Source organism: Thauera sp. JM12B12 (assembly GCF_039614725.1).
GTDB lineage: Bacteria > Pseudomonadota > Gammaproteobacteria > Burkholderiales > Rhodocyclaceae > Thauera.
In genome coordinates this window covers 876314-892067 of record NZ_CP154859.1, presented here as the reverse complement: position 1 = coordinate 892067, position 15754 = coordinate 876314, and the positions used below count along the sequence as shown (strand labels likewise).

The window sequence follows — 15754 nt, the reverse complement described above, 5'->3', positions numbered from 1 at the left end:
CTGCGCCGCGCGGGGCGCATGGCCGCCACGCATCCCCGAAGCGCGGGTGCCGCCGGCTCAGGCGCGCTGGTAGCGCGTCCGGCTCGACAGCACGAGGCCGACGACGCAGGCGAGCCCGGTGATCACCCAGGTCCACTGCCAGCCGCCGGCGGCCCCCGCCACCCAGGCCACCAGCGGCGGGCCGAGAAACTGGCCGGCCGACGAGCACTGCTGCATCCAGCCCACGGTGGTCGACACCGTGTGTTCGCTGGGCGCCACATGCACCGCGAGCGCGAACAGGGTGGCCGGGATCAGGCCGCCGAGCGCCGAGAACAGCACCACCGCCAGGTAGCGCGCGACCGGCGCCTCGGCGGTGACGGGGCTGAAGGCGACGAAGGCGGTGACCGCCATCGCCACGAAACCGGCATAGAGCAGGTGGCGGGCGCACACCCCGCGGTGCAGCAGGCGGCCGGCGGCAAGGTTGCCGGTGACGTTCACCAGGCAGGCGAAGGCGGTCAGCAGGCCCGCCACCTGGCCCGACAGCCCGGCCTGGGCATAGATCGACGGCAGGAAGCCGATCACCGCCAGCCACTGGCTGGAATACATCGAGAAGCTGATCGCCACCCGCCACGGCCCCGGGCTGCCCAGCGTGGCGCGCAGGCGCGCGACCGCCTGCGCGCGTGCAGCTGGGGCGGCCCCGGCCGGCGCGCCGGCACTCGCCGCGGCGCGCCGCGCACGGTCCGACGGCACGCGCAGGAACAGCCACGCCGCCACCGCGGCCGACACCACCGCCAACGCGCCCCACAGCCCCTGCCAGCCGATCGCGCTCATCAGCAGCGGTCCGCCGGCCAGCACCAGCGAGGTGCCGGTGGCCATGTAGGTGCCCCACAAGCCCAGGTGCAGCGCCAGCCGGCTCGGCGGCACGAGCTGGCGGATCAGACTCGGCACCGGCAGCACCACGAGCAGGAAACCGAGGCCCTCGAGCGCGCGCAAGACGAGCAGTTCGCCCGGCTGCGTCGCCCAGGCGCCAGCGAGGCTGGCGGAGGCGAGCACGAACTGGCCCAGCAGCATGCTGCGGCGCAGGCCGAAGCCGTCCGCCGCCAGACCGATGAACACGCCGCCGAGCATGCCCGCCATCTGCACCATCGACAGCAGGAAGCCGGCCTCGACCAGGCTGACGCCGAGCGCGTCGCGCAGCACCGGGAGCGCGGGCGGGATCTTGCCGATGTGGAGCGCGGCCACCATGCCGGCGATGATCACGATGAAGGCTGGCGGGATCCCCGCCCGCCCGGCGGCACTTGCGTCCGTGCCAGGGTGTGTTGCCTGAACCATCTTTCTCCTTTGTTCGCCCGCACCGGCGGGGCGCAGTTCAGTCGGCATGGCCTTCCGCATGCGTGCGCAGGGCGTCGACCAGGCGCAGCAGGTCGGCGCGGAAGTCGGGGTCGGGACGCAGCGGCGAAGCCATGCGAAAGGCGAGCGGCGCCAGCGCGGCGGGCAGCGCCTCGTCGGCCGGCATCGCCGCGCCCTGCACCAGCACCGGGATCACCTGCTTGCCGCGCTGCAGGGCCGACTCGACCTCGATCCGCACCATGTCCTCGGGGTCGTCCAGGCGGCGCCGACCCTGCGCATCGGTGATGTCGAGCCAGCGCGGGCCGATGACGACCAGCACCACCTCGGCGGCGTCGAGTGCGCGACCGATCACGCTGCGGTAATCCTCGCCGGGCACCTGGCCGGCGACGTCGAGGAAGATGCGCGCGGGATCGAAACCGCGACTGAGCGCGTCATGCAGCCGCCCCACCGTCTCGCGGCTGTCGTCGCGCCGGTAGGAGATGAAGATGCCGAGCGCGACCGGCGGCTCGTCGGCGAGCTCGCCGCTCGGCCAGCGCACCAGGCGATGGAGCGCAAAACCCGCGTAGGCGAGGTGGACCACCAGCCAGGCCAGGAAGTAGCCCGCCGCCTCCGGCCTCGCCACCGCGAGCAGGGCGAACAGCACCGCCGACGCGGCCGCCAGCCCGACCGCCGCGAAGCCGACGCGGCGCGCGCCCGGCCGGCGCAGACTGATCATGCGTCCGAACGCGAAGGCCACGCCGGCCACCGCCAGGCCGGCCCCACCCACGATCGCCTGCCCGGCCGCGCCGGCGTAGGGCAGCAGCATCAGCGCCCCGGCGGTGCCGAGCAGGCAGGCCACCGCCAGCAGCATCGACACCAGGCCCAGCCTGCGCACCGCGGCAAGGCGGTGAAAATCGTCCTCGCTCAGCATCTCAGTTCGCCGCCAGCGCCTGCCACAGGCCGCCCTTTTCCAGATGCACCCGGCCGGGCGCGGCGCTCGGCACGCGCACGTCGGCCGGTGCGCGCTCGCTGCGGCGCTCGAACTCGTAGATCAGCGCGCTGGCGTAGTGCGCGGCGGTGAAAGGCTGCGCGGCGATCGCGGACGGCAGGCGCAGGCCGCCGCCGCTCACCCAGGCGCGCGCCTCGGCCTCGGGGGCCGAGCGCGGCGCGGCGGCGAAGTCCTGGTCGGTGACGACGAACACGATCACCCGGTAATGCCCCGGCGGCGCGTTGAACAGCGCGCGCAGCCGGTCGGCGAAGCTCCTGCCGGCACCCTCGGGGTCGACGCTCCAGCGCTCGGGGGCCGGGTAGGGGCTGGCGTCGGCGTGGATCTGCTCGGCGCGCGAGGCGAGGGCGAAGCCGCCCGGCACGCGATAGTAGCTGCGCTCGACGTAGCCGGCGGCGTCGAAGGCGGCCTCGAGGCGCGCTGCGGCGGCGCCCAGGCGCGCGTCCGCCCCGGGCGCGAGCCAGTCGCGCGCGAGCACCTCGAAGGCGGAATAGCGCGGCGGCGGCCAGGGAAAGTCCGGCAGCGCCGAGGCGACCGGGCGGTCGCCACCGTTGGCGGACGGCGGCGGCAGCACGGGCGACGGGGGTGGAGGTGGCGGTGGCGCGGGTTGCACGGGAGCGGGCGCCGGAGCCGGCGGCGGCTCCGCCGTGACCGGTGGGTTGTCCGGCGGCGCGCTGCCGACCGGCGGCTCCGCCTTGTGGCAGCCTGCCGCGCCCATCAGCACTAGCACGCACAGCAGCAAACGTCCCGCCCGCTCCTGGATCCAGCTTCTCATCTCCGCCCCTCCCGAACTTCACTGCACGCGGGTGCGCGCCGCACCGGACGCCCGCGCCCTGCCGTCAATCCCGGCCATAGTATGACCCCGATCGCACGTCAGGGCTGCGCCGTGGCGCAGCGCCCGGGCTTGGTGACGCCCTGCGCGGGGAGTACATTGGCGCCCTTCCCGCCTTTCCGGCCCGTGCCACGCCATGAACGCCCCACATCCCGAAATCCGCCCCGGGCAATCGATCGAGTTGCTCAAGCAGCTTCACATCCTGACCCGCGACGGCAAGCTCAACCAGGACAGCCGGCGCAAGTTGAAGCAGGTCTATCACCTGTACCAGTTCATCGAGCCGCTGCTCGAGGCTGCGCTCGCCGAGCACCCGGACATCGAGCTCGTCGACCACGGTGCCGGCAAGTCCTACCTCGGCTTCATCCTCCACGACCTGTTCTTCAAGACGCGCGCGCCCGCCGGCCGCATCCACGGCATCGAGACCCGCGACGAGCTGGTGATGAGCTCGCGCCGGCTCGCCGACAAGCTGGGCTTTTCCGCCGGCATGCGCTTCCAGAACCTCTCGGTCGCCGACTCGATCAGCTCCGACCGCCTGCCCGCGCGCATCGACATCGTCACCGCGCTGCACGCCTGCAACACCGCCACCGACGACGCCATCCGCTTCGCGCTGAAGAAGGGCGCGCGCGCGATCGTGCTGGTGCCCTGCTGCCAGGCGGAGGTCGCGGCGGTGCTGCGCAAGCACAAGCAGCAGGCGCTGCGCGAGCCGCTCGCCGAGCTGTGGCGCCACCCGATCCACACCCGCGAGTTCGGCAGCCACGTCACCAACGTGCTGCGCTGCCTGCAGCTCGAGGCCCACGGCTACGAGGTCACCGTGACCGAGCTCGTGGGCTGGGAGCACTCGATGAAGAACGAGCTCATCATCGCCCGCCACCAGCCCGACCGCCCGCGCCGGCGCGCCGCCGAGCGCGTCGCCGCGTTGCTGCACAGCCTCGGCCTGGAAGAGCTGAGCGAGCGCTTCTTCACCACCTGAACGCCGCGCCGCTCCCGCTGCAGCGATCGATCGAGCTGCTAGACTGAAACGGCCGCTCGCCCGCCGGATCCCGGGCTGCGGCGCAGACCTCACTCCCTGGAGACCAACATGGCGGTACTGCTGCAGATCGACTTCCCCTTCTCCGGCCCCTGGGGCGAGGACATGGCCGCCGGCATGGAGGCGCTCGCCACCTCGATCGCCGCCGAGCCCGGCCTGCAGTGGAAGATCTGGACCGAGAACCGCGAGGCCGGCGAGGCCGGGGGCATCTACCTGTTCGCCGACCGCGCCAGCGCCGAGGCCTACCTCGCCATGCACCGCGCGCGCCTGCTCGGCTTCGGCATCGCCGCGGTCAATGCCAAGCTGTTCGAGGTCAACCTGCCGCTGTCGCGGATCGATCGCGCCCCGCTGTCCTGAGCGCCCCTGCGGGCGCCCGCCGATGATGGAGGGCGAGCGGTGCGGCCGCTCGCCGAGCACATGAGCGATACACCAGCCCCCCTCTCTTTCCTGCTCGCCTCGACGCATGCGGAGAAATTCCCGCACAAGCTGGCCGAAGGCTTTCCCCACGTCGTACGCCAGCTCGACGCCTTGTGGAACGACCCCGAGGCGCTCACCGAGTACTTCTCCGAGCTGATGGTCTCCAAGCGTCCCGGGCGGCGTGGCTTCCCGCCCGAGGTCGGGGCCGAGATCCTTGCCCTGAGCCTGGCCTACGACCGCATCGGCCCGATCAAGCCCCAGGAGCAGGAGCACGCCGCAGCCGCCAGCGCGCCAGCATCCGACCCCTGGGACTTCGAGCGCGCCGTGGCCGAGCTGGAACGCCTCAACATCCCGCGCACGATGGCGGGCTTCGTGCGCGCGGTCGAGTCGGGCGACGAGCACGTGGCACGACTCTTCCTGCATGCGGGCTTCGACGTCAACGCGCGCGACAGCCGCGAATGGACGCCGCTGATGGTCGCCTCCTTCAACGGCCGCGAGACCCTCGCGCTCGAGCTCATCAAGCTCGGCGCGAGCGTGCACGCGCAGGACGCGGACGGTTACACGCCGCTGCACTGGGGAACCGTAAACGGCTTCCTGAGGGTGGCGGCGCTGCTGCTGCGCAAGGGCGCCGAGGTCAACGCCACCAGCCTCGCGGGCATCACCCCGCTGCTGCAGGCCGCCGCGCGCGGCCATGGCGAGCTCGTCGCGCTGCTGCTGCAGCACAAGGCGCGGGTGAACCTGGTCGCCACCGACGGCTCCACCGCCTTGCTCAAGGCCGTCGCCAACGGCCACTGGCAGATCATCAACCACTTGCTCGATGCCGGTGCATCGACCGCCGTCACCATGCAGAACGGCACGACGCTCGCCGAGATCGCCGCGCGGGCGCGCGATCCGCGCATCCGCGAGCGCATCGCGATCGCCGTCCGCATGGAGCGGCGCGGCGACGCCCCCCTGCAGCGCGACGAACCGCAAGCCTGAGCGGCGTGCTCAGATGCTGAACGGCCGCTCCGCTGCCAGCGTCTCCGGGCTGCGTCCGATCAGCGTCAGGCGCGGCGTCTGGCTGGGTGGCATGTTGGCGACGATGCGCCGCACCATCGTCTCCCAGTCGCCGTCGTAGCGCCCCTCGTCCCACACCCGCAGCAGCTCCTGGGTGAAGCGGCCGTTGCCGACGCCGTCCTGCGATTCCTGATTGTCCTGGCAGCCCGCGAGCAACAGCACCGGGCAGCGCAAGGGCATGTCGAGCTCGCGCGTCAGGATGCGCTCGTCCGGGCCGCGATGCTGGCGTCCGAGCGCGGTGTAGAAGTCGCGATGGGTGCGGAAGGTCTTCATTGCCAGCGACAGCGGCAGCAGGCGGGTGCGCACGGCGGGCGCGGCGCCGCCGGCGGCGGGCTGGCCGGTGCGCCCGGCGCGCGACACCGTCCCGCTGTGGCAGCTGTCGGAGATCATCACGATGCGCACGTCGTCGGCGAACTTCGACCACAGCTCGTAGAGCTCGTCGTCGATCAGCATGCCGTCGTAGAGGCACAGGGTCTCGTCGGCGCCGTCGTCCTCGTCGGCGTTGAAGTCGGGCACCTGGCTGCCGTGGCCGGCGTAGGTGAGCAGGAACACGTCGCCGGCCTTGAGCTTGGCTGCGGCGGCGGTGAGCGCCTTCTTCACCGCCTCGCGCGTGGCCTGCTCGTCGAGCAGCACGGTGCGCTGCTCGAAGCCGCGCTCGCCCGCGATGCGCTCCATGTCCTCGGCGTCGAAGTGGCAGCCGAAGAGCTCGGCGTCGCCGCCGTAGTGCCCGGCATCGACCTTGTTGAGGCCGATGTGCACCGACCAGCCGCGGCGGGCGGGCGCAGCGGCCGGCGCGGCCGCCTTCTTGCCGGTGCCGCGGCTACGCGGCGCCTGCGTGCGTCCGGCGACCGCCTGGATGGCCTTCTCGAAGCGGTCGGCGACGCGGCCGTAGCCGGGGTTCTTCGGATGCAGCTCGTCGTGCCAGACCGCGAGCGTGTTGCCCACCGCGCCGCGCGCATCGACATGGATCGCGCGCACGCCGAAGCGGGCGACGAGCTGGCGCAGGCGCTCGTTGAAGCGGTCGATCATGTGCGCGGCGATGCCGCGCTGCACCGCGCCGTCCTTGATGCCGCGCGCGAGCATCGGCTTGCCCAGCCACTTGCCGGCGTTGGGAATCACGTAGTCGTAGCCGTGGCAGATCGTCACCACGCCGGGCAGCGCCTCGACGTCGCGCAGCACGCGCTCGTACATCGCCAGCGCATGGTCGAGCAGTTGCTCGAAACTCGGCAGCACGTGCGCGGCGGGCGACAGCGCGGGGTCGAAATCGCGCAGGTGGGCGCGCAGGTTGCCGCCGCCGAGCGCGTCGTTGCCGCCCGCCGAGAGCAGGAAGATCGAGGCCTTGCTCTCGCCGATCGCGTCGACGTACTCGTGATCCTTGAGCATGTTCTCGAGCGTGTCGCCGGCCGCGTCCAGGCTGCGCACCGCGAAGCCCTTCGCGTACAGGTGGTCGATGGTGTCCTCGAGCTTGATCGGGTACTGGAACCAGGAGTCGCCCTCGGACACCAGCACCGGCCCCTTGTAGCCATCGGCGAGCATGCGGTCGAAGCGCACGCGCCGGCGCATGCGCGCGATGCCGTTGGCGAAGTTCATCGCCGCCTCGCTGCGCGCGCGCGCCTCGGCGGGGTCGGCGGGCAGCGCGACGGTGTCGGGGTTGAGCTGCAGCTTCGGGTGGAAGAGCCCCGACTGCGCGTCATCGACGATGAAGTAATCCGCGAGCGCACTCTCGGGCACGGAGAGGTCGGCCAGCTTCTGGTTGAGTTCGGCGGGGGTGATGCGCGCGGCGGTCATGGCAGTCTCCTGGGTGCGGTGCGGCAGCGGCGGGCACCCGGGGCAGCGGCGCGCCGGCCCGGGCAAACCCGGACCGCGCCGGGGGCTGGCGGGTCGCGTTCCAATTCAGGATAGGCAGGCCGCCCGACCGTGTCCACGTCGGCCGCGCGGGCTCCCCAGGCGGGCCTCAGCCCAGCGCGCGACCGGCGGCGACGAGCGCCGCGATGTCGCCGGCAAGCGCATCGAGCGCGGCGTCCACGCCCGCCTCGTGCGCCTCGATCGCCTTCTCCAGCGCACCCGCGGCGTCCATGATGGCGAGCGCGCAGATGAAGCCGGCGTTGCTGCGCAGCGTGTGCATGCGGCGGGCGGCGGCGTCCGCGTCGCCGCGCGCGAGGTCCTCGCGTGCGTGCGCGACCACGTCGGCGTTGTCCTCGATGAAGAGCTCGAGCAGGCCGAGGAACATCGCTCGATCCTTGCCGAGACGCTGGATCGCGCGCGCACGGTCGATGCCGGGCAGCGTCGGGAAGTCGTCGTCCGCCGTGGCGGGGGCGGCAGTCGTCGCTGCGGCGGACGGCGGCCGCGGGCCGATCCAGCGCAGCAGCAGCTGCGTCATCTGCTCGAGGTCCATCGGCTTGGGCAGCACGTCGTCGGCACCTGCGGCACGCGCCGCGGCCTGCTGTTCGTCGCGCACTCCGGCGGTGAAGGCGATCACGGGCAGCGCCACCAGACCGAGCTCCTCACGGATGCGGCGGGTGGCGCCGAGGCCGTCGAGTACCGGCATCTGCACGTCCATGAGCACCGCGTCGAAGGCCTGCGCCCGGCTCTTGAGCAGCTCGAGCGCCTGCTGGCCGTCGGCGGCGAGCGTGGCGGTGGCCCCCTCCAGCGCGAGCGCGCGCTCGACGAGGTCGCGGTTCATCGCGCTGTCGTCGACCACCAGGACATGGGCGCCGCTCAGCCGCGGTCCGTGCTGCGCGGGTGCGGAAGGCGCCGCCCGCGCCACCGCCTCGCCCGCGGCCGGCTCGAGCGGAAGCTCGAACCAGAACAGGCTGCCCAAGCCGGGCTGGCTCTGCGCACCGATGGTGCCACCCATCAGCTCGACCAGGCGCTTGCAGATCGACAATCCCAGCCCGGTGCCGCCGAAACGCCGGCCGATGCCGGCGTCGGCCTGGGTGAAGGGGGTGAACAGCCGCGCCAGCGCCTCCGGCGAGATGCCGATGCCGGTGTCGCGCACCTCCACGCGCAGGCGCAGGCCGCCATCGGCAAGGGGATCGGTGCGTACCCGCAGCGCCACCTCGCCGCGCTCGGTGAACTTGATCGCGTTGCCGACGAGGTTGAACAGCAGCTGCTCGATGCGCAGCCCGTCGCCGAGCAGCAGGCCGGGCGGCAGCGCCTGGGCCTCGACGCGCAGGGCGAGGCCCTTGGCGTGTGCGCTCTGTCCCATCAGGCTTTCCAGATTGGCGAGCACGGCGCGCAGGTCGAAGGGGCGCGGCTCGATGCGCAGCTGCCCGGCCTCGATCTTCGACAGGTCGAGTACGTCGTTGAGGATCGCGAGCAGGGACTGGCCGGCGCTGCGGATGCGCTCGACCATGTCACGCTGGTTGGGCGCAAGCGGCTCGCGCTCGAGCACCTGGGCGAGACCGAGCACCGCGTTCATCGGCGTACGGATCTCGTGGCTCATGTGGGCGAGGAATTCGCTCTTGGCGGCGTTGGCTGCGGCGGCTTCTGCCGAGGCCTGGCGCAGGCGGTCCTCCATTTCCATGCGCGCGGAGATGTCCTCGACGATGCCGAGGTAGCGCGGCGCATCCTCGGAGGCGACCTGCACCGGCGCGAAGGCCAGGCTCACCCACACCGGCGTGCCATCCGGGCGCAGGTAGCGCTTGTTGAGACGGTAGCCGGCGATCCGCCCGGCGTCGAGGCGGGCGAGCTGGCGCTGGCTCTCGGCAACGTCTTCGGCATGGGTGAGCTGGATCGGGTCGACGCCGACGAGCGCCTCGGCACGGCGTCCGACGATCTCGGCGAAGCGGCTGTTGGCCTCGGTGATCCGCCGCGTGCGCGGGTCGAGCAGCACGACCCCGAGCGGGGCCTGCTCGAAGATGACGCGAAAGCGCGCCTCGGCCGCCTGGCGCGCCTGCAGCGCGGCGAGTTCGCGCTGCTCGCGGTCGCGCCGCCACATCAGGTAGCCGGCCGAGTACACCAGCGTCAGTCCGAGCAGCATCACCACACCCATGCCCCAGGTCAGCGTACGGATGCCGGAATAGGCCTCGCGCTCGTCGATCTCGGCGAGCATGAGCCAGGGCGTGCCCTCGACCGCGGCCGCGTAGGCCAGCACCGGCACGCTGCGATAGTCGCGACCGCCGGCAAGGATGCCGCGCTCGCCGAGCACGGCGCGCGCGGCGGGCAGGTCGGGCGTGTCGAGCGGCCGCAGGAGCCGGAGCGCGGCGTCGGCGTGATGGCGCAGCGGAGTCAGGAAGCGCACGCCGTCGCCATCGCGGCGCACGAGATAGGTCTCGGCGCTGCGCGTGGGCACCGGCCACGCCTCCACCATCGGATAGAGCTGCGCTTCGGCGCGCCAGATGAGATAGGCGACGCCGCGCGCCGGCGCCCCCACCGGGGCGAGCACGCCGAAGTGGATGCCGCCCTGCGCGTCCTGGTGCAGGTCGACCAGTTCGACGCGCGGCCGGCGCAGCACGTCCGCGATCAACGCGGCATGGACGGAAAGGTCGGCGCTGCCGATCGCGAGCGCGGGCGCGCCTCCGGCGTCCACCAGCGCGACGCTCTCCCAGCCGCGCAGGCGGGCGAGTTCCTCGACGAGCGCGCGCATGCGCGCGAGCGCGGCGGCATCGCGGCGGCCGTCATCGAGCCACTGCTCGAACACCGCTTCGAGCTGCGAGTGCCCGGAGAAGTACATCTCCGCGTCCACCCGCGCTTCGTGGAGCCAGCCCTCGATCTGCTGGCGCTTCTGCTCGGCGATGACGGCGAGCGTGCGCTGCGTCTCGCGGCGGATCTCCTCGCTCAGCGCGCGGTAGCCGAATGCGCCCACCGCGCCGATGAGCAGGGTGAGGGCGATGAGCGGAAAGGCGAAGCGGAGCGCGGCATGGCGGCGGGCACGCTCGCTCGGGGCGGCGGCGTCTGGGGCGTGATTCATGACGGAAGTGTACGCGCTCGCCGCCGCAGCGGAACAGGCGTATCGAGAAAGTCGGCAGGGAGAACGGGATGCTCGACGGCTGCGATGCCGCAAGCGTAGCGCATTCAGCGCGCGCGGCCGGCGTCGGCGAGGAACAGCGCCGGGTCCACCATCGTGCGGTTGAGCATCACCGACCAGTGCAGGTGTGGCCCGGTGACACGCCCGGTGGCACCGACCGCGCCGATGCGCGCGCCCGCAGCAACCTCCTCGCCGGGCCGAACATCGATCGCGGACAGGTGGCAGTACATGCTGAGCAGCCCGCTGCCGTGATCCAGCCACACGGTGTTGCCGTTGAAGAAGTAGTCGCCGGTGTCGATCACCCGGCCCGCAGCTGCCGCCACCACCGGGGTCCCGGTGGGCGCGGCGATGTCCATGCCGCTGTGCGGCTTGCGCGGCTGCTCGTTGAACACCCGGCGCAGGCCGAAGGAACCCGAGCGCCGCCCGGGCACCGGCTGCAGCATGCGCAGGGTGGCGGGTTCGCGCGCACTCCAGGTCGAGATCACCTCGGCCGAGCGCAGGCGCTCACGCTCGTGGCGGGCAAGATCCTCGGGCGACAGGTCGACCTTGCCGGGAGCCACCCGGAGGCGCTGCTCGGCATAGCGTACCGGCGCCACGGCGACCTCGAGCCGCCGCGGCGGCGCATCCTCGCCGCGCACGTCCAGGTACAGCGCGCCGGCTGCGGCCTCGAGCGGGATGCCCACCACCGCGACCCAGCCGCCGGGCCGCCCGCTCACCAGTACCGGCACCCCGTCCACGCTCGCCCGCGGCGCCACCAGCGCCGGACCGAGCTCGACCACGGCGACCCCGCCCGGCACGCTGCGCGCGCGCGGCAGTTCGCCCGCGGCCGCGGGCAACGCGGCAAGCCAGGCGAGAAGAGCGAGCGCTGCCGCAATTGCGCAACGCCGGTGCGAGGTCTTGAACAAACGGTACATCTCGATCGGACTCCCCGGAGTGGGCTGCGCCGCGGGCGCACACGCGCCGTGGATGGTACCGGACGCGCCACACCGCGTGGGCGGGCGGAAGACCGCGCTTGTGTTTCCGCCTCCGCCCTCAATAGACTGAAGGAAGCCTTCGTTTCCGCCCCGCCGAACCCGCACTGGAGACCGAACATGAGCCTGGACACCCGCAAGATCGAACGCGACGTGGAGGCCGCCGTCGGCGCCGACACCGCATCCATCGCCGAGCGCGTGCGTACGATCACCCTCGCCGCGCTGACCGAGGGCCGCCTCGACGGCAAGGCGCTGCGCGACGTGATGAATGCCGTGCTCGAGGGCGCCCAGCGCGGCGCGATGCCGGTCGACGCCGAGCGCAGCGCCGCCTTCAGGGAGGCGATGCACGGCCTCGACCAGGCAATGGCGAGCGCCGCGCAGGCGACCCAGCTCGCCATGCAGGAGGCGGTCGGGCGCAGCGCGGAGTTCACGCGCGAAGGCCTGCGCCAGACGCTGGAGCCCTTCTCCACCCTGGAAAGCGATTTCATCGGCGCCCTCGGCGACGCCGCGCGCAAGACCAGCGGCCAGGCCCGCGACACCCTGACCGAGCTCGCCGAGCACATGCGCCACAGCGGCACCGCCTCCGGCGCGCGCGTGCGCGACGCGATCGCCGAGCTGGCACGCGCCAGCAGCAGCCTGGCGTGGTCCCAGGTCGAGGGCGGGATGCAGACCCTGCGCAACCAGACCGAGCTCCTTGCCAGCCTCGCCGCCGGCATGCTGCGCGGGGTCGCCGACCGCCTGCACCCATCCGGGCCCGGCACCGCGCGCGACGAAGACAAAGACTGATTCGATGCTCTGGGAGGCCATCGGCGCGGCACGCGACCTCGCCCGCGCGCACGAGATCGCCAGCGTGCTCGTGCGCTACGGTTTCAGCGACCTCGTGCGCCGCGTCGGCCTCGGCAACGCGCTCGAACGCGCCGGCAAGGCCCTGCACTGGCGCGCACCCGAAGCGCTCGCCCACATGGAGCCGCCCGAGCGCATCCGCCGTACGCTGGAAGAGCTCGGCCCCACCTTCATCAAGCTCGGCCAGCTCCTCGCCACCCGGGTGGACCTGTTCCCGCCCGACTGGATCGCCGAGTTCGGCAAGCTGCAGGACGCCGCACCCGCGGCGCCCTGGGACGGCATCCACGCGCAGCTCGCCGAGGACCTCGGCGCGGCACCCGAGACCGTTTTCGCCGACCTGCAGACGGTACCGATCGCAGCCGCATCGCTCGCCCAGGTGCATCGTGCGCGCCTGGCCAACGGCCGCGAGGTGGTGCTCAAGGTGCGCCGCCCGGGCATCCGCCCGCAGGTCGAGGCCGACCTCAACCTGCTCGCGCGGCTGGCCGAGCTGATCGACGCCGAAGCCCCCGACCTTCGCCGCTACCGCCCACGCGAGGTGGTGCGCGAATTCACCCTGTCGCTGCGCCGCGAGCTCGACTTCGCCGCCGAGTGCCGCAACGCCGAGCGCATCGCCGGCAACCTCGCCAGCCACGCGGACATCGTCATTCCCGCCATCCACTGGGCGTGGTGCGGCGAGCGCCTCAACGTGCAGGACTACGTCGACGGCATCCCCGGCCGCCGCCTCGACCTGGTCGACGCCGCAGGCCTCGACCGCAAGGCGCTCGCGCGCAGCGGCGCCGCCGCGGTGCTGAAGATGATGCTGGAAGACGGCCTGTTCCACGCCGACCCGCACCCCGGCAACGTGTTCTACCTGCCCGCCAACCGCGTCGCACTGATCGACTTCGGCATGGTCGGACGGCTGTCCGAGGCGCGCCGCCACGAGGTCGCGGTGATGCTGCTCGGCCTCGTATCGGGCGACGCCGCGACCGTCGCAGACGTGATGCAGGAGTGGCGCAGCGGCGACGAGGGCGACCCCGACACCTCGCCCGAGCGCCTGCGCCGCGACATCGAGGCCTTCGTCGACCAGTACAAGGGCGTGCCGCTCAAGCGCCTCGACCTCACCGCCATGCTGTCCGACCTGATGGCGCTGCTGCGCGAGCACGGCCTGGCGCTGCCGCCCGATCTCGCGCTGCTGATCAAGGCCTTCATCACGCTGGAGGGCCTCGGCCGCCAGCTCGACCCCGACTTCGACCTCGCCGGCGAGGTACAGCCGCTGCTCGAGCAGGTGCTCGCCGCCCACCACGCCCCCGCCGCCCTCGCCCGCCGCGGCTGGCGCGGCCTGGGCAGTACGCTCGATCTCGTCACCGGTCTGCCCCAGGACCTGCGCGACCTGCTGCGCGCCGGCCGCCGCGGCAAGCTGCAGATCCAGGTTGACGTGCTCTCGCTCAAGCGCACGGCGGACCAGCTCGACCGCGCGATCAGCCGCATGACGCTCGGCATCGTCACCGCGGCGCTGATCATCGGCACCGCGATCCTGATGGCGGTGGTGCGCGACCCCGGGCTGGCGAGCCTGCGTACCTTCGGCCTGCTCGGCTTCCTCGGCGCGGTGGGGGGCGGGCTGTGGGTGCTGGTGTCGATCTGGCGCAGCGGACGGCGCTGAAGCCGGCGCCGCCCTCGTTCGCCGATGCAGAGCCTAGCCATGGCATGAAACACCTGTTCGAGCTGCCCAGCCCCTTCCCCGCCGAGCCCGGCCTCGTCCGCCTGCTCGAGCCGCCGGACAGCGACGCCGCCGCGCTCGCCGCACGCCTGCTCGCGGGCCGCTACGACAAGCCCTTCGTGCTCGAGAACGGTGGCCTGCGCGCACTGCATTTCAGTCTCGGTTTCGTGCAGAGCGTGATGGTCATCGACCACCCGGCGCTGCTGGCGCTCGCCTACGCCCAGCGCATGATGGCCTGCCTGCTGTTCAACCCGCGCCCGCGGCGGATCACCATGCTCGGGCTGGGTGGCGGCTCGCTGGCCAGCTTCTGCCACCGCCACCTGCCCGCGGCCGAGCTCACCGCGCTCGAGATCGACCCGCACGTGATCGCGCTGCGCGAGCACTTCGGCGTGCCGCCCGACGACGCACGCTTTCGCGTCGTGGCGGGCGACGGCGTGCAGTGGATCGCGGCGGCGCAGACGCGCTGCGACCTGCTGCTGGTCGACGCCTTCGGTGCCGACGGGGTGGCCGGCGCACTACTCGAAGCGGATTTCTACGAACACGCCCGCCGCCACCTGGGCGGGCGGGGCGTGCTGGTCATGAACGTGGCCGGCGCGCGCGCGGGCTACGCACCGCACGTGGCCCGCCTGCTGGAAGTGTTCGACGAGCGCGTGATCGCGATCCCGGTGCGCGAGGACGGCAACCACATCCTGTTCGCCTTCCGCGACCCGGCCTTCGCGCCGCGCTGGCACTGGCTGCGCAGCCAGGCGCTGGCGCTGCAGGCGCGTCTCGGGCTGGACTTCCCCGCCTTCGCGCAGCAGCTCGAGGCCGGCGAACGGCAGGGGCACGCCCAGCGCCTGGCGCGCTGACCACGAACATGACAAGGGCCGCCAGCGTTGGCGCAGGCGGCGCCGGCTCAGCGCCGGTTGGAGAACGGGTAGCCGTAGAGGCGCAGGAGCTGCTTGAAGGCCTCGGCGCTGACTCCGGGCTCGTAGCTGGCGAACAGCTTCTGCTGGCGCTCGTGCAGCGCGGCGGGCTGCGCCGAAAGCAGCATCTCGCGCTCGTCGAGGATGTCGTCACGCATGCGCGGCGTCACGAACATGAAGGCGATCGGGCTGTATAGCCCGTCGCCGAGCGGATGGTGAAAACGGGGATGGGCGATCTGGATGTGTTCTGCGAGGTGACTCTTCATGGCTCCGCGGACGGCATGGAAAACGCGTCTTTATACACCGAAGATGTGACATAAGCATGATCGCCTCGCCCTCCTCCGGCCTGTTCGCCTGAACAGACCGGCCTCCGCGGAGAAAGATTCCCCGCCGCGTGCAGCGCCCACCGCCTGCCTGCAGGTTCAGCGCGAACCGCACTCCGGGTGGACATAGACCTGCAGCAGCCGCTTGAAGGCGGACGCGCTCACCGCCGGGTCGTAGCGCGCGAACAGGCGCAGCTGGCGCTCGTGCAGGGCCGGCGGCAGCGACGCGAGCAGCATCTGGCGCTCGGCCAGGATGTCGTCGCACATGTGCGCGGTGACGAACATGAACGCGATCGGGCAGTACAAGCCCTCGCGGGTCGAATGGTGAAAGCGCGGATGGGCGATCCGGATGTCTTCGGCAAGATGGCTTTTCATGGCAATTCCGCGGGCGCTGGGCGGGG

Annotated in this window: 14 protein-coding genes; 6 read left to right on the top strand and 8 right to left on the bottom strand. The window is 72.4% G+C overall.

The annotated features are described in order from the left end of the window. Positions 1 to 57 precede the first annotated feature (57 nt). From AAG895_RS03940 to AAG895_RS03930, 3 genes are read right to left on the bottom strand one after another with little or no spacing between them, the layout of a single operon-like run. Positions 58 to 1311, bottom strand: coding sequence for an MFS transporter (locus AAG895_RS03940; protein ID WP_345794255.1), 1254 nt, complete (start codon positions 1309 to 1311; stop codon positions 58 to 60). Between the two features lie 37 nt (positions 1312 to 1348). Further along, positions 1349 to 2239 carry a toll/interleukin-1 receptor domain-containing protein gene (locus tag AAG895_RS03935; RefSeq protein ID WP_345794254.1) on the bottom strand — a complete coding sequence of 297 codons (891 nt, stop codon included), beginning with the start codon at positions 2237 to 2239 and terminating at the stop codon, positions 1349 to 1351. Between the two features lies 1 nt (position 2240). After that, positions 2241 to 3089, bottom strand: a complete 849-nt coding sequence (locus AAG895_RS03930) for a hypothetical protein (protein WP_345794253.1) — start codon at positions 3087 to 3089, stop codon at positions 2241 to 2243. Positions 3090 to 3282: 193 nt separating this feature from the next. On the opposite strand from AAG895_RS03930, the gene AAG895_RS03925 reads away from it, so the two are divergent. The 3 genes from AAG895_RS03925 to AAG895_RS03915 all read left to right on the top strand — a co-directional run bounded on the left by AAG895_RS03925 (position 3283) and on the right by AAG895_RS03915 (position 5568). Continuing rightward, positions 3283 to 4116: an SAM-dependent methyltransferase gene (locus tag AAG895_RS03925; RefSeq protein WP_345794252.1), complete on the top strand. Its 834-nt coding sequence runs from the start codon at positions 3283 to 3285 to the stop codon at positions 4114 to 4116. A 108-nt stretch (positions 4117 to 4224) separates the two neighbouring features. After that, positions 4225 to 4530, top strand: coding sequence for a monooxygenase (locus tag AAG895_RS03920; RefSeq protein ID WP_345794251.1), 306 nt, complete (start codon positions 4225 to 4227; stop codon positions 4528 to 4530). Between the two features lie 60 nt (positions 4531 to 4590). Continuing rightward, on the top strand, positions 4591 to 5568 hold the full coding sequence (locus AAG895_RS03915) for an ankyrin repeat domain-containing protein (protein WP_345794250.1): 978 nt from the start codon (positions 4591 to 4593) through the stop codon (positions 5566 to 5568). A gap of 9 nt (positions 5569 to 5577) precedes the next feature. Here the strand turns inward: AAG895_RS03915 and AAG895_RS03910 are convergent, their stop codons facing one another. The 3 genes from AAG895_RS03910 to AAG895_RS03900 all read right to left on the bottom strand — a co-directional run bounded on the left by AAG895_RS03910 (position 5578) and on the right by AAG895_RS03900 (position 11529). Then, positions 5578 to 7434 carry a caspase family protein gene (locus AAG895_RS03910; protein WP_345794249.1) on the bottom strand — a complete coding sequence of 619 codons (1857 nt, stop codon included), beginning with the start codon at positions 7432 to 7434 and terminating at the stop codon, positions 5578 to 5580. 166 nt (positions 7435 to 7600) lie between these two features. After that, positions 7601 to 10558, bottom strand: coding sequence for an ATP-binding protein (locus tag AAG895_RS03905; protein WP_345794248.1), 2958 nt, complete (start codon positions 10556 to 10558; stop codon positions 7601 to 7603). A gap of 104 nt (positions 10559 to 10662) precedes the next feature. Then, positions 10663 to 11529, bottom strand: coding sequence for a peptidoglycan DD-metalloendopeptidase family protein (locus AAG895_RS03900; RefSeq protein ID WP_345794247.1), 867 nt, complete (start codon positions 11527 to 11529; stop codon positions 10663 to 10665). Positions 11530 to 11706: 177 nt separating this feature from the next. On the opposite strand from AAG895_RS03900, the gene AAG895_RS03895 reads away from it, so the two are divergent. Genes AAG895_RS03895 through AAG895_RS03885 form a run of 3 tightly spaced genes read left to right on the top strand, consistent with a single transcriptional unit; the run spans position 11707 to position 14973 of the window. Then, positions 11707 to 12372, top strand: a complete 666-nt coding sequence (locus tag AAG895_RS03895) for a DUF6781 family protein (protein ID WP_345794246.1) — start codon at positions 11707 to 11709, stop codon at positions 12370 to 12372. Positions 12373 to 12376: 4 nt separating this feature from the next. After that, entirely contained in the window at positions 12377 to 14068 is a 1692-nt protein-coding gene (locus AAG895_RS03890; protein ID WP_345794245.1) for an AarF/UbiB family protein, read from the top strand. A gap of 44 nt (positions 14069 to 14112) precedes the next feature. Further along, the gene (locus AAG895_RS03885) at positions 14113 to 14973 is read left to right on the top strand and encodes a spermidine synthase-like protein (RefSeq protein WP_345794244.1); all 861 of its coding nucleotides are present in this window, start codon (positions 14113 to 14115) and stop codon (positions 14971 to 14973) included. 47 nt (positions 14974 to 15020) lie between these two features. Here the strand turns inward: AAG895_RS03885 and AAG895_RS03880 are convergent, their stop codons facing one another. Beyond that, positions 15021 to 15296, bottom strand: coding sequence for a hypothetical protein (locus AAG895_RS03880; protein WP_345794243.1), 276 nt, complete (start codon positions 15294 to 15296; stop codon positions 15021 to 15023). Between the two features lie 156 nt (positions 15297 to 15452). Then, positions 15453 to 15728, bottom strand: coding sequence for a hypothetical protein (locus tag AAG895_RS03875; RefSeq protein WP_345794242.1), 276 nt, complete (start codon positions 15726 to 15728; stop codon positions 15453 to 15455). Between the last annotated feature and the right edge of the window lie 26 nt (positions 15729 to 15754).

What these genes read in the sequence shown, in the direction of transcription:
- AAG895_RS03940 (WP_345794255.1), bottom strand. Translation starts at nt 1,311, where the DNA reads ATGGTTCAGGCAACACACCCTGGCACGGACGCAAGTGCCGCCGGGCGG.
- AAG895_RS03935 (WP_345794254.1), bottom strand. Translation starts at nt 2,239, where the DNA reads ATGCTGAGCGAGGACGATTTTCACCGCCTTGCCGCGGTGCGCAGGCTG.
- AAG895_RS03930 (WP_345794253.1), bottom strand. Translation starts at nt 3,089, where the DNA reads ATGAGAAGCTGGATCCAGGAGCGGGCGGGACGTTTGCTGCTGTGCGTG.
- AAG895_RS03925 (WP_345794252.1), top strand. Translation starts at nt 3,283, where the DNA reads ATGAACGCCCCACATCCCGAAATCCGCCCCGGGCAATCGATCGAGTTG.
- AAG895_RS03920 (WP_345794251.1), top strand. Translation starts at nt 4,225, where the DNA reads ATGGCGGTACTGCTGCAGATCGACTTCCCCTTCTCCGGCCCCTGGGGC.
- AAG895_RS03915 (WP_345794250.1), top strand. Translation starts at nt 4,591, where the DNA reads ATGAGCGATACACCAGCCCCCCTCTCTTTCCTGCTCGCCTCGACGCAT.
- AAG895_RS03910 (WP_345794249.1), bottom strand. Translation starts at nt 7,434, where the DNA reads ATGACCGCCGCGCGCATCACCCCCGCCGAACTCAACCAGAAGCTGGCC.
- AAG895_RS03905 (WP_345794248.1), bottom strand. Translation starts at nt 10,558, where the DNA reads ATGAATCACGCCCCAGACGCCGCCGCCCCGAGCGAGCGTGCCCGCCGC.
- AAG895_RS03900 (WP_345794247.1), bottom strand. Translation starts at nt 11,529, where the DNA reads ATGTACCGTTTGTTCAAGACCTCGCACCGGCGTTGCGCAATTGCGGCA.
- AAG895_RS03895 (WP_345794246.1), top strand. Translation starts at nt 11,707, where the DNA reads ATGAGCCTGGACACCCGCAAGATCGAACGCGACGTGGAGGCCGCCGTC.
- AAG895_RS03890 (WP_345794245.1), top strand. Translation starts at nt 12,377, where the DNA reads ATGCTCTGGGAGGCCATCGGCGCGGCACGCGACCTCGCCCGCGCGCAC.
- AAG895_RS03885 (WP_345794244.1), top strand. Translation starts at nt 14,113, where the DNA reads ATGAAACACCTGTTCGAGCTGCCCAGCCCCTTCCCCGCCGAGCCCGGC.
- AAG895_RS03880 (WP_345794243.1), bottom strand. Translation starts at nt 15,296, where the DNA reads ATGAAGAGTCACCTCGCAGAACACATCCAGATCGCCCATCCCCGTTTT.
- AAG895_RS03875 (WP_345794242.1), bottom strand. Translation starts at nt 15,728, where the DNA reads ATGAAAAGCCATCTTGCCGAAGACATCCGGATCGCCCATCCGCGCTTT.